The organism is uncultured Formosa sp. (assembly GCF_947500765.1).
In the GTDB taxonomy this organism is placed as follows: domain Bacteria; phylum Bacteroidota; class Bacteroidia; order Flavobacteriales; family Flavobacteriaceae; genus Formosa.
The window spans coordinates 113,792-127,787 of the sequence record NZ_CANMTH010000008.1 but is presented as its reverse complement, the minus strand read 5'-3'; the positions used below and the strand labels follow the sequence as shown (position 1 = coordinate 127,787).

11 protein-coding genes are annotated in these 13,996 nt (G+C 31.2%); 3 read left to right on the top strand and 8 right to left on the bottom strand.

The window, feature by feature from the left end; genetic code table 11:
- Nucleotides 1–32: 32 nt before the first annotated feature.
- Nucleotides 33–608, bottom strand: a complete 576-nt coding sequence (locus tag Q1B05_RS14265) for a DJ-1/PfpI family protein (protein ID WP_299781626.1) — start codon at nt 606–608, stop codon at nt 33–35.
- A 207-nt stretch (nt 609–815) separates the two neighbouring features.
- Between Q1B05_RS14265 and Q1B05_RS14260 the strand changes: the two genes are divergently transcribed.
- Entirely contained in the window at nt 816–1,364 is a 549-nt protein-coding gene (locus tag Q1B05_RS14260; RefSeq protein ID WP_299781625.1) for a hypothetical protein, read from the top strand.
- A gap of 197 nt (nt 1,365–1,561) precedes the next feature.
- Here the strand turns inward: Q1B05_RS14260 and Q1B05_RS14255 are convergent, their stop codons facing one another.
- Both Q1B05_RS14255 and Q1B05_RS14250 read right to left on the bottom strand, forming a co-directional pair.
- Entirely contained in the window at nt 1,562–3,991 is a 2,430-nt protein-coding gene (locus Q1B05_RS14255) for a TonB-dependent receptor (RefSeq protein ID WP_299781624.1), read from the bottom strand.
- 360 nt (nt 3,992–4,351) lie between these two features.
- Entirely contained in the window at nt 4,352–5,983 is a 1,632-nt protein-coding gene (locus Q1B05_RS14250; protein WP_299781623.1) for an ABC-F family ATP-binding cassette domain-containing protein, read from the bottom strand.
- Between the two features lie 230 nt (nt 5,984–6,213).
- Between Q1B05_RS14250 and Q1B05_RS14245 the strand changes: the two genes are divergently transcribed.
- Nucleotides 6,214–7,026, top strand: a complete 813-nt coding sequence (locus Q1B05_RS14245) for an EcsC family protein (protein WP_299781622.1) — start codon at nt 6,214–6,216, stop codon at nt 7,024–7,026.
- A 38-nt stretch (nt 7,027–7,064) separates the two neighbouring features.
- Here Q1B05_RS14245 and Q1B05_RS14240 read toward each other — a convergent pair whose 3' ends face one another.
- From Q1B05_RS14240 to Q1B05_RS14225, 4 genes are all read right to left on the bottom strand, one after another.
- Nucleotides 7,065–7,955 (bottom strand): fructose bisphosphate aldolase, encoded by an 891-nt coding sequence (locus tag Q1B05_RS14240; RefSeq protein WP_299781621.1) that lies wholly within the window; start codon nt 7,953–7,955, stop codon nt 7,065–7,067.
- Between the two features lie 102 nt (nt 7,956–8,057).
- Nucleotides 8,058–9,035, bottom strand: a complete 978-nt coding sequence (locus tag Q1B05_RS14235) for a bile acid:sodium symporter family protein (RefSeq protein WP_299781620.1) — start codon at nt 9,033–9,035, stop codon at nt 8,058–8,060.
- Nucleotides 9,036–9,205: 170 nt separating this feature from the next.
- On the bottom strand, nt 9,206–10,711 hold the full coding sequence (locus Q1B05_RS14230) for an aminotransferase class V-fold PLP-dependent enzyme (protein WP_299781619.1): 1,506 nt from the start codon (nt 10,709–10,711) through the stop codon (nt 9,206–9,208).
- 236 nt (nt 10,712–10,947) lie between these two features.
- On the bottom strand, nt 10,948–11,712 hold the full coding sequence (locus Q1B05_RS14225; RefSeq protein ID WP_299781618.1) for a universal stress protein: 765 nt from the start codon (nt 11,710–11,712) through the stop codon (nt 10,948–10,950).
- 184 nt (nt 11,713–11,896) lie between these two features.
- On the opposite strand from Q1B05_RS14225, the gene Q1B05_RS14220 reads away from it, so the two are divergent.
- A complete protein-coding gene (locus tag Q1B05_RS14220; protein ID WP_299781617.1) occupies nt 11,897–13,294 on the top strand; it encodes a hypothetical protein in 1,398 nt (465 codons plus the stop codon).
- A 142-nt stretch (nt 13,295–13,436) separates the two neighbouring features.
- On the opposite strand, the gene Q1B05_RS14215 is transcribed toward Q1B05_RS14220, so the two are convergent.
- A complete protein-coding gene (locus Q1B05_RS14215; protein ID WP_299781616.1) occupies nt 13,437–13,934 on the bottom strand; it encodes a hypothetical protein in 498 nt (165 codons plus the stop codon).
- Nucleotides 13,935–13,996 lie beyond the last annotated feature (62 nt).

Below are 13,996 nucleotides of genomic sequence, written 5' to 3'. Positions count from 1 at the left end.
ATACTTGGAATTTTTATTAAGTTTAAAGAGTATTATAAAGTAATTTTTGCCCCCATAATATCTAAAAATCCTTTTATAAATGCTGGATGTCCTAGCCAAGCAGGCGATGTTACTAAATTACCATCTACATAGGCTTTATCTGCTGCTATATCCTGAAACTCACCACCAGCAAGCGTAACTTCAGGAGCTACTGCAGGATAAGCTGTTAATTTTCTACCCTTCACCACATTTGCAGCAGTAAGAATTTGTATACCATGACAAATTGCAGCTACTGGTTTATTTTCAGTAAAAAAATACTGAACCATTTCTAAAAGTTTTTTATTTAATCTTAAATATTCTGGAGCACGACCTCCTGCAATAACCAAGCCATCGTAATCTGTAACATTTACATCGTTAAAAGTATAGTTCAATACAAAATTGTGTCCAGGTTTCTCTGTATACGTTTGGTCGCCTTCAAAATCATGTATGGCCGTCTTAATAACATCACCTTTCTTTTTTTCTGGACAAACCGCATGTACTTCGTACCCCACCATTTCTAACATTTGGAAAGGCACCATAGTTTCGTAATCTTCAGTAAAATCGCCTGTAAGGAAAAGTATTTTTTTCATTGCTTTAAAATTTAGAGTCAAATATTCATTTTATATTTCTCTCTTAAATTTACAATGAAATAGTATTACATTAGAAATCATGATGTTAAAAAACTGATAATATTTATAATATCGATAAGTTTTTCGAGTAAAAAACAGCAATAAAACATGTATTTTATTTATACTTTAAATAGTCCCTATCTTTAACCGTTTTAAAACTTAAAAATCATGAAAACATTATACTTAAAAATAAAATCGCTTACTACACTTTCTTTTATACTTATAATTACTTCCTGTAGTACTTTAGATGATTTTACAAAATTTGAAATCTCCTATAAAGAGTCTGTTACCATTCCTGCAACAACACCTATAGATTTACCTTTTACAATAAGTACACCAGAAATTTCAACCAATTCTGAATCTACTTTTGAGGTTAATGATACCTCTAAAGATTTAATTGAAGATATTAAGTTAACCGAATTTAAACTCACTTTAATAAATCCGAATGATGAAGATTTTAGTTTCTTAGAAACTATAGAAATTTATATTGCTGCCGATGGTTTAGAAGATACTAAATTAGCTTGGAATTCGACCCCCATAGAAAATAACACGAATGTGATGTATTTAGAAACTTCAGATGAAGACTTAAAAGATTATATTTTTGAAGATTCCTTTTATCTGAAAATTGAAACTGGAACTGATGAAGTTTTAACTGAAGATTACGACATAGATATTAAAACCATTTTTTATGTAGATGCCAAAATTCTTGGGGTTTAAATAAAAAAACAACCTTACAAAAGTATTTTGTAAGGCTGTTAAAATATAATTATTTACTATCTCTAGTACATTGATAATCGTTAACAAAACCTGATTCAGATTACCATTATTATCCACTAGTTATCTGCTACATATAATTCTAAATTAAATATAAAATGACAATTTAATAATATGACCAAGTATGCTGTTTATACGATCTAAAACTCACGCTTTCCAAATTCACTTTCAATAAATTTAGATTGATTTTTTCGTTTATTGAAGGCATATGTTAAGTTTAAAAACACCATATCTACTTCGTACACATAATTAGTTGTGGTATAAAACGAACCGTCTTGCCATGTACTAATACGTTGTTCGTTCGTGTCTAATAATCCCATATCTATATTTTGCCACTGTAATGTCGCAACTAATTGATTGTTTAAAAATGACTCTTTAAAGGACAAATTAGGCGAATAAAATTCGGAATCCTCACCTTGAGCAGTTACACGATCTGATAAATAATTAAATGTAAACTGTAAAGAAGCCGTGTCAGAGAAGTCGTAAGTAGAATTCACATTTAACGAATATACAAAACTACTTGTATCTATTGGATTTCCGTTGTAAGCTCCGTCTATACTAAAGTTATATAAATTAGCTCCTATAAAATTACTCCATTTGTCGGTAACATTAAACTCTGAACCTAATTCAAATCCTAAAGATTTACCTGAGCCAACATTGGAGTAAATTCTATTCAAAATACTATCATTATACACAGTATTTACACGATTTATTAAGTTTTGTACATCGCGATAATAAAACGTTCCGTAAAGTGATGCTCCACCTTCAAAGGCTTTAACAACACCAAGTTCTACTAAATCTATAAATTCAGGTTTTAGAGTTGGATCTCCTTGTTCTAAGGTTTCTGAATGTTCACGCTCTGGAAACGGATTCATTTTAAATGAAGTTGTACGCTCTATTCTACGGCTATAGGCCGTTTTCAATATTAAATTATCGTTTACTTTATATTGTATAGAGGCCGAAGGATATAATTTCACAAAATCGTATGTATATGTGGTATCTACTACACCCACTTTATCTTTTAAATAGAGATCTCTATTCATACTTTCTAGACGAAGCCCCACACTGTAATCGAATTGGTCTGTAGATTTATCTAACTGCACATATCCAGAGTTAATTTGTCTTGTTAAATCTACTTCACTAGAAAACTCTGGAATTAAAACAAACTCGCCTGTATCTAAATCTTTGCGTTCGTAAATAAAATCCCCTTTATGGTCTAAATTTCTGAATTGATACCCTACGGCTAATTGCCCCATTTTCATAGGTTTGAAATTGTAGTCGATTTGAAACCGAGTCCCATGCAATGGATTGTCATTCGTGTTATATTCTTCTTGTAATATTTCTGAGGTATCAGGATATCCTAAATTCTCATTGGTTGTCGGACCTCCTAAAAAGGTGTATTCATATAAAAACGAAGTGGATAAATTAGATTCATTTTCAAAAACATGTCCATAATCAAAACTTGCTACAGCAAAATCACTTTTACGAATTCTCAAATTATCGTTTAAATACTGGAAAGTATAAATACGATTGTCATCACTTCCATCTATAGGTGTTATCGCATGATTATCGTAATACAAAATAGTTGCTAATCGGTCCTTAGATCTTTTTCCTGCATATGCGCCAAGTGAAAAACTATTAGAATCGTCTGGTGTATAATCTAAATTTATGCGTCCTGAATAATTAATCTCATCAAAACTACGTTCTCCATCCGAAGGAAATCGTGTTAATGTATCGTTTATAATTGTAGACACATCTCCTTCCCTACGCCCAGAAACATCGTTACGTTGGTAGCTTGCACCCAATGATAAGTTCCATCTATCTTGTCTTAAATTATAAGTAAAGTCACCACCGTAACGTCCCGCAGATTCTGCATTATCGTAATCTTCTATACTTGGAAATCCTAATTTTAAGTTTATCTGTGTAAAAGCGCCGTTAGTTGCTCCTTTTTTAGTGATAATATTTAAAACCCCTGCTTTCCCTTCTGGATCGTACTTTGCAGACGGTGCAGTTATGACTTCTACACGTTCTATAGCATTTGCAGGAAGCTGACCCAATATTTGAGTGGCACTACTTTGAATGGGTTTGCCATTAAGTAAAAGCATAAAGCTAGTACTTCCGCGTAATGCGATTTGCCCTTCCCCATTTACATTTATAGATGGGATATTTTTTAGAATATCAATTCCGTTTCCTCCAGAAGCATTTTGAAAGTTCTCGGTTGAAAACACTTGTCGATCTACTTTATTAATAACCGAGCTTGTAGTCCCTTGAAGTACAACTTCTTTTAACAATTCTAAACTGGGGTTTAAATATATTTTCCCTAATGATACTGTTTCATTTTGTTTTGAAATTGTAAAAACTTCAGAAGTTGTTTTATCATATCCTATAAAAGAAACTTCTAGATAATATCTTCCTTTTTTAATATCCAATATTTTAAAACTCCCAGTTTCATCTGTAATAACGCCTGTTACCAATGTACTATCTTTCACTTTAAATAAAGCAACAGTTGCATAATCGACAGTAGTTTTATCTTGAGAATTAATAATCTCCCCTGTGATCTGAGAAGACATAATTTGACAAAATCCTACGGACAAAAGGACTAGAAAAAAACTTTTAAATTTCATTAAATTGGATGATTTAGAATACCAAATATAATTGAATTCATAAGAGTCGAATGATTTTTTTACATTTCGCACAACTTTATCCCCATTTCTTTGCAAAAACAACTGATTGTTAGCCTATTGTTATTTTACATATTTTAATCACTGAGAAAGTGAATACAAAGAATATTGATCTAAAAAATTGAATACTCGACTATAGTATAAAGTATTAAGATTGTTGAAGAATACAATCTTAAGAAACAAAAAAACACCTTAAAGACTAAATCTAAAAGGTGTTTAATATTAAAAAATTGAAAATAAATTAAATATTTATTTTTCTATATCTCGCATACTTTCCATTTTCTTATGTTTAAGAAATCCGGTTATATCTTCAAAATGTTCTTTCACGCGTTTATCACCAAATTCAAATACTTTAGTCGCTAATCCATCTAAAAAATCTCTATCATGAGATACCAACACCAAAGTGCCATCAAAATCTTTTAAGGCATCTTTAATAATGTCTTTGGTTTTCATATCTAAATGGTTTGTAGGCTCATCCAGAATTAAAACATTCACGGGTTCTAACAATAATTTAATCATTGCTAAACGTGTTTTTTCACCCCCAGAAAGCACTTTAACTTTCTTTGTAGATATATCTCCACCAAACATAAAGGCACCTAATAAATCTTTAATTCTGTTGCGAACATCACCAACTGCAATACGGTCTATCGTTTCGAAAATCGTTAGATCACCATCCAATAAAGAAGCTTGATTTTGAGCAAAATATCCTATTTGCGCGTTATGTCCCAATTCCATACTACCTTCAAAATCGATCTCGTTCATTATGGCCTTAACCATAGTCGATTTACCTTCACCGTTTTTCCCTACAAATGCTACTTTTTGTCCACGTTCGATAACCAAATTAGCTTTACTAAAAACCACATGATCTCCGTACGATTTAGACAATTCGTTAACAACAACTGGATATTGACCAGATCGTGGTGATGGTGGAAACTTTAATTTAAGGGCTGCTGTATCTACTTCATCAACTTCAATAGGTGTTAATTTTTCAAGCATTTTAACACGAGATTGTACTTGTAAGGTTTTAGAATATGTACCCTTAAAACGATCGATAAACTCTTGATTATCGGCAATCATTTTTTGTTGCTCGTCGTATGCTTTTTGCTGATGTGCACGACGGTCCTTACGTAATTCTAAATAATGAGAATACTTCGCCTTATAATCATAAATACGTCCCATTGTTACTTCAATAGTTCGCGTTGTAATATTATCTACAAAAGCTCTATCGTGAGAAATTACCACAACTGCTTTGGCTTGCGTTATTAAAAAATCTTCCAACCATTGGATACTTTCAATATCCATATGGTTTGTAGGCTCATCTAAAAGAATTAAATCTGGTTTTTGAAGTAAAATTTTTGCCAATTCAATACGCATACGCCATCCACCACTAAACTCGGATGTTGGTCTATTAAAATCTGAACGCACAAAACCAAGACCAACCAATATTTTTTCAACTTCGGCCTCATAATTAATTTCTTCAATAGAATAGAATTTTTCACTCAATTCTGAAACCTTCTCAATCAGTTTCATGTACGCATCACTTTCGTAATCTGTACGTATTGTAAGTTCTTCGTTTATAGCCTCTATTTCAGACTTCATTTTAAAAATGGAAGCAAATGCTTTAGACGCTTCTTCCATAACCGTACAATCATCTTCTGTTAATAAATGTTGTGGTAAATACGAAATCACATAGTTTTTAGGCGAAGACACATTTCCACGACTCGGTTTACTCGCTCCTGCTATAATTTTTAATAGTGTAGATTTTCCAGCACCATTCTTACCCATTAAAGCAATTTTATCATTTTCGTTTATAGAAAAAGAAACATCACTAAACAATGTTGTTCCTCCAAATTCCACGGCAATCGAGTCTATTGAAATCATTTAAAAGTATTTTATAAGTCGGCAAATATAAGTTTTATCATTATATGATAAACAAAAGATTTTAAACAAAACAAATGAAGGTGCTTAATATAAAGTGGCCTCGTTTATTGAACAAAATTAACGACTACTGTTAACTTCTTGAAAAAAACAGACATCTTAAGATAACTTTTAAAGGACTCTGGTATAGATTTTGTAATTTTCAGTTTGAACTTATAAAATAACACACACTTATGGACACATCCTTAAGCGATATACATATACAAGAATTAACTACAGCTGTTGAGTTATTGGAAAACCCTAGTATAGCAGCAAAAATAACCAATGTTATTGGTATGCCTATTGAAAAGGCAATCGATTTTCTTCCTGAGAACTGGCAAGCTAATATTGGAAAAATCACACAAAAATCTTTAATAAAAGCTACAGAAGCAGCCATTTGGTCACTAGACGATATTCAAGTAGAACACCCCTCTAATGTATGGCACAAGTTTGGTGCTGCACTTTCTGGAGGTGTTGGCGGGTTCTTTGGTTTACCTGGTTTGGCAGTAGAATTACCCGTATCTACAACCATAATGTTACGCTCTATTGCAGATATTGCACGTTCTCAGGGCGAATCGCTAAGTGATTATGACACCAAATTAGCCTGTATGGAGGTGTTTGCTTTAGGAGGAGAAAGCACTACAGATGATGATGCAGAAAGTGGATATTTTATAGTTCGTGCGGCTTTAGCAAATTCTATTACAGAAGCATCTAGATTTGTAGCGACAAAAAAAATATCTGAAGAAAGTGCTCCTGCACTTGTGAAATTTATAGTAAATGTAGCTACACGATTTAATGTTATTGTTACAGAAAAAGCAGCGGCACAAGCCATTCCTGCCATTGGAGCTATAGGAGGAGGTATAATAAACACCTTGTTTATAGACCATTTTCAAGATGTTGCCAAAGGGCATTTTATTGTTAGAAAGTTAGAACGTATTTATGGTCCAGAAACAGTAAAAATATGGTACAATGCCGTTTTAGAACTTAATGAAGACAAAAAAGACTAGTCTCTGACTAGTCTTTTAATTCTATAATATAACTTTTTTTAAGTGATTGAAGCCTTATAAATGCTATCTATAGCACTGTCTAAAGCCAATGAGAACTCATCATCACTTTGTTCAAACTTAAGGTTATTTAAAAGTGCTCTAGAAAAACTAGCAATAACACCTTTATTCTTAGCCAATAAAGTATTTGCTGTTTCTATATCGTAACCACCCGAAAGTGCAAATACACGAATTACTTTAGAGTGATTAACTAAGTCTTTATAAAAATCGGGAACTGTTGGTAGCGTAAGTTTTAAAATAACAGATTGATTGCCTTTTAACTTATCTAACTCTAATAGAATGTTTTTCTTTAAAATAGCTTCTATTTCTGCTTTGTCTTCAGCATAAATATCTACTTCCGGTTCTAGAATAGGAATTAAGTCGCATCCAAGAATATCTAACCCAAAAGCAAACTGTTGTTTTACAATTTCACTAATACCTGAAAAATTATCTTCATAAATAACAGAACGCATTTTCGTACCGAATATTCCTAAATTTTTAGCTTCAGTTAAACGAGATATTAAATTTGGTATGGGTTTCATCAATTTCACACCATTTTTTAAATCTTCTAATCCTTTATCTACTTTTAAAAAAGGCACAATATGCTTATCTAATAAATAAGACGGTACAGATGTACCATCTATTATCCCTTTCATTGTTCTTTCAAAAAGAATAACTCCTAATATTTTATCTTGAGTAAAGTTTTTATTAGAAATTACTCGTGTACGCATGTTATGAATCAATTGAAACATTTCTGCTTTATCCTTATATTGATCTTCAGCAATACCATAACCTAATAATGCTTTTGGTGTACTTCCTCCACTTTGATCTAAAGCGGCAATAAATCCTTTTCCTTCTTTTATTCGTTCTAATTGCTCCTGAAATGTATACATGAGAATATTATTTTAGTATTAAAAAAATGACCTTTAATTTACATAAAGGTGCAAAAAGTTAATCCGTCCAACAATTAAAATCATATAAAAAACAGTTAAATTTTATTTCACAATTATGTCTTCTCGTTTTGCTAATTTTGAAGCTATAATACTAATAATGAATATTTGAGAAGCATGAAAAATCATGAGTGGCAATAAAATCACACTAGAAGCTGCTGTATTCTTGAATAGTATTTTATAAAATATAGTACCATGAACTAAAGACTTCTTTGTACCACAAAACTGAGCCGTGATTTTGTCTTCTGTACTAAATTTTAATCTTGTAGCAATATACCCCACGATATAAAATATTGTGAAGAATATTGCGATTACAATTACAAACAACATTAGAAAATCTAACAGCTTAATACTGCTAAAAATATTATTGTAAAAAGACTCTGCAAAGCTTTTATAAATAACCAATAGAATAACCGATTTATCGAAAAGGGTGAGTTGTTTACTGTATTTTAATGCTAAAGCATGTCCAAATCGCTGAAGTAAAACCCCCAAAATAACGGGTACAATTATTCCTACAATCAGATTTATGTATATGGAGCCATAATCAAAATCTGTTCCTGATTTTTCTAGAAATAAACCTACCCAAAGAGGTGTAATCAATATTCCTATAATTCCAGAAATACTCGCATTAAAAATAGCTGCAGGAACATTTCCTTTAGCTACAGAAACCATTACAACAGATGAGGACACGGTTGAAGGCAATGCCGCCATAAATAAAAGTGCTAACCAAAAACTATGCTGCTCTGCGTTTTGAACAAAAGGATAAAACATTAAAATAATTAACGGAAATAATAAAAAGGTAGATAATTGTACTAAAACATGGAGTTTCCAATTGTATAATCCGGACTTAATTTGTTGCGGACTTAATTTTAATCCGTAAAAGAAAAAAATTAAAAAGAATCCGATCGAGCTTAATGTAGAAATGGGAAAACTACTATCTTTTATTCCCCACTGTGGGAAGAAATACGCAAATATTATGGTTAATATAATTGCTATGATAAAACGATCGATTTTAAATTTCATAAATTACTATTTGTCTACAAATTTAGATTAACCTTAATATTTATGTGCATTTTATTTTGTTAACTTTTATCTCTTAAAACAATTGTTAAACTTAAAAAACTTCATCTATGTGTTACAGATGAAGTTTTTGGTATGTTTTATTTCAATATAATCTTGAAGTTTTATTAGCATTAGATTACAAACCAATCTTTAACTTTTTTAATGATATCTGCATCGTTTGTAGCATCTTCAAATTCATTATTTGTTTTATTATAAACATAGTCTTTACTCCATGCTTCATGATTATCTGCCACTTGTTTAATGGCGTCGCAAATAAATGTCATTTCTGTATTCGTAGTTACAGGATGTAATGATAAACGTACCCACCCCGGTTTATTGGTTAAGTTTTTAGAATTTAAATCATCAACCATTTCTAAAGATCTATTTTCGTCGTAATCAAACAAATAATGCCCGTAAGTACTTGCACAAGACCATCCACCTCGTACTTGAATTCCGAAACGATCGTTTAACAATCTCACGATTAAATTATAATGCACATCTTTTATTCCGAAAGACACACAACCAATTCGTTTAACCTCTGTGTTTCCTAAAATAAATACGTTTGGAATTTCTTTTAATTTTTCAAAACAAAAATCTAATAATTCTTCTTCACGTTTAGCAATCAATGCTGTATTCATTTTATCTTTTAAACGCATAGCTAAAGCGGTACGCATCACTTGTAAAAACCCTGGTGTTCCTCCATCTTCACGCACTTCAATATCTTTAAAATAGGCATATTCTCCCCAAGGATTCGTCCATTGTACATTTCCACCTCCGGGAACATCTGGACAATTAGCTTTATAAAGATCTTTATTAAACACCAACACACCACAAGTTCCTGGACCGCCTAAAAATTTATGAGGCGAAAAGAAAATTGCATCTAAACTAGCATCTTCATCTTCTGGATGCATATCAATATCTACATAAGGTGCAGAAGCTGCAAAATCGACAAAACAATAACCGCCATGTTTATGCATCATTTTTGCTAGATTAGCATATGGAGAAATAATGCCTGTAACATTAGAACAGGCTGTAAACGAACCTATTTTAGTTGTTCTATCTTTATATTGAATTAAAGCAGTCTCTAAATGTTCTGGACAAATTAATTTTTGGTCATTACATTTTAAAATCACCACATCTGCAATGGTTTCTAACCAAGGTACATGATTAGAGTGGTGTTCCATATGTGAGATAAAAACTACAGGACGATCGTTTTCTGCTAATTCAGATTTTTTCTGTTTAGCATCTGGAAAACGTAACCCCATAATTCGTTGTAAAACAGACAATACACCAGACATACCTGTATTAGCCGTAACTAAGACATCGTTTTCATTAGCATTAACATGATCTTTAATTATACTACGTGCATGCTTATAAGCGTAAGTAGAGGCTTTTCCTGTTTCACTAGAAAAAGAGTGGGTATTGGCAACCATAGGGCCAATTTCTTCTTGCATGATTTTTTCTATAGGTGCATACAAACGTCCGCTAGCAATCCAATCTGCATACAATACTTGTTGTTCTCCAAATATGCTTTTAAAAGTATACTTATCTCCTATTACACCTTTTTTAAATGTTTGAAAATAGGTTTCTAAATTTGAATCTATTAAAGTATTATTACCATTTATAGTTTTACTCATGCTCTATTTATTTTCTATTAAAACGTAAAGATCGTCTACTAAACAGTGATCTTTCTTACAACTGTCTGCTAATTTACTATTATATGATACAATGCAAAAACTATTTTAGCTTTGAAATAATTTTTTATTTAAATCTCGCTAATTGTATAAAAAGAAAAGGCCATCTCTAGAGACAGCCTTAAATATTCAACCAGATTTAAATCATGATTTACATCACTCAATAAATACATTTATTATTAATCGATTACTAATAATGGTATTTTAGAAACTTCAGATAATGCTTTAGTTAAAGCCCCTTTAGAACTTAATTCTCCTTCGGCATTGTTTCTTGGTAAAATACTAATTAGATCTATATGTTTTTCTTCAGCATATTTAAAAATACTTTCAGGAATATCTGGTCCATCAATAAAGACATGTCCAGAATAAAAATCTTCTAAATAATATGAAATCGTATTTTCATTTTTTTCATCTTCATTAGTATAGCCATATTCAGCCTCACCCTTTTTAACGGTTAACACATCTACTTTTGCGCTAAATCGTCGAGCTACCATTAATAAGGTTTGTAATAATTTACTATTATGTATAAGATCTTCTCCTATAACTAAAGCTATTTTTTTAATTTTAAAAGCATCGTAATCTTTAGGTATCACAATAACAGGACAGTCTGCAGAAAGTACAAATTTAGATGCATTAGTATTTAACTTCTTATCGTTAACTAAACTGGTTCCAATAAAAACTAAATCAGATGCTTCAGCCTCTACAACTTTTAATATCGCAGCATGAAATTCGCCTTTTACAACTAAAGTCCTAACTTTACTGATAGAGTGTTCTTCGAAATCTGTTTTGACAGCTTCTAATTTTTCTTCAGCCTTACTGTCTTCATTTTCATTCACATAAACAAACACAACTTCTGTATTTTCATCATAACCTACAAATTTTTTAACGTAACTTAGTGCGTTGTTTGCAGTTTCAGTAAAATCAAATGGTACTAAAATTTTCATTACTTTTTTCATCTGTACAAAAAAAATTATACTATTTCTATAGGATAAAGTTACGAATAAAATCTCAAATAAACATGACATAAGTCATTGTATACACTGGATAGATAGCCGAATTTTGCACTCTTAAATTTTAACAAATAGAAATCAATTTTAACAACTCGATTTCAATTGAAATTATATTATAATGCTTAACAAAAAATCAAATTATTATAAAGCGATTATTAATATGTATACACGAAACTTAACGAGTTGGAGTCCAATACTATTACTTTTTTTAGTACTACTTTCTTCTGAAACTTACAGTCAAAACAAAGATAGTATTACACCAAAAACTGAGAAACCAAGGTTTGAATATCCCCTATTTAAAAACCCTGATTTAAAAGTAAAAATAGGTGGTTATATACAACCTCGTGCACAGTATACCGAGTGGAATCCTGGAAGTAAAAGCGAATCTGGCAAGTATAAAAACGATGACATTGGCCTAGCGATTAGACGTTTTAGACTTGGAGCTAACTTTACATATTCTGATAAATTTTTATTCCGTTTTGGGGTTGGAGAAAACAATTTTAATGCAAAAGGGAAAACATTTCCCTATTTAAAAATACTAGATTTATACGCTACCTATAATATATCTAAACCTTTTGCTGTCTCTTTTGGTAAATCGACATATGATGGATTATCGCGTTACACTGCACCTTCTACATCGACTATGATGCAATTAGATTTACCTGTAATTGCACAGCCTACATTGAATTATACCGATGATGTAACTAGAAAACTTAGTTTGGTGCTCTTAGGAGATATTGGAAAACTAAATTACCGTATGATTTTTATTAGACCGTTTAGTTTTTCGTATACTGGAGCAAATCCAGCAACGCCAGATGAAGGAGTTTCACAATTTACAGATCACTATAGAAACATACAATATACTACCTATATTAAATACGATTTATTAGATAAAGAGAATAATCGTGGACCCAATTTTGTAGGGACTTATTTAGGGAAAAAGAAATTACTATCGGTTGGTATAGGAGCTAATTATCAGCACAATGCGTTATATTCTGAAAAAAATTCAATTACCACATACCACGACATGAAATTATGGTCTGCAGACGTATTTTGGGACCATCCTGTAAACTCTACTTTAGTTGCTGCCACAAATGCTTACGTTGGGTATTTTAATTACGATTTAGGACCTAACTACTTAAGAAATGTAGGTGTAAATAACCCTGCTTTTGGTTTTGACAACATAGACAATATAGTTAATGGATCTGGAAACTCATATCCTTATTTAGGTACCGGACAAACTTTCTATGGCCATTTTGGGGTACTTTTCAATAAAATGGGAACACAAACAGATTGGGGGCAATTAGAGCCTTATGTTATTTTACAATCTAGTCATTTTGATGCTTTAAAAGAAGACATGATTGTTGGAAGTGTTGGACTGAATTGGTATTTAAACGGACATTATTCTAAACTGAGTTTAGACATACAGAACCGTCCGTTATTTTCTGAAGTGAACTTAAAAGAAACAGATAGAAAATACATGTGTGCCTTGCAATATAGTTACATATTACATTAAACAAAATGGGGTAGTTTTTTTCAGTTTTCCACCTCATTATTGTGTTTAAAAGCGGCTTTGATTTTTCAGGGTCGCTTTTTTTATATGATGCGTTTATTCAAATTTCAAAGAAAAATAAACCAAGATTATGTTATTTTAAATGCTATGAATAATATTTAACGGGATTATAAACGACACGTTCCAAACTTGTTGTTTTTTCTATTCTCTTAGCTTCTGAAGATGCACTTTTAAAATCACTAAAATCCTTTATTTTTAGTCTTTCACTATGTGTAGCATTCAATAGACAAATTCGATATATTTTCTTTTTTTCGTGAAATGGAATTGCAGTCCGACTATAAGAGACACTTTTTTGATTAAAATGCAATACTGAAATGAATGGGTACTCTTTAAAAGACTTCCAGAACCCTATTTTAATAAAAAAAAATCCGACATAGTGTTTTATTTTCTTTTCATTAAAATCTATCAAAGTTCCATAACGTGTAAATACAATTATGGTTCCGTTAATAATAAGAAAAAGTCCTAATAGTAAATCTTCTAAATTAAAACGTCCAATAAAAATTAAACCACAAATAAGTAAAGTAATTCCTATGATTAAAAACATTAAAGTAAAAAATCTATCTAATTTATAGTTTACTTTCATAATCTTAATCTATTTTAATCATTGATTGATATCATTACTATAGTAAAACATACGTAATACTT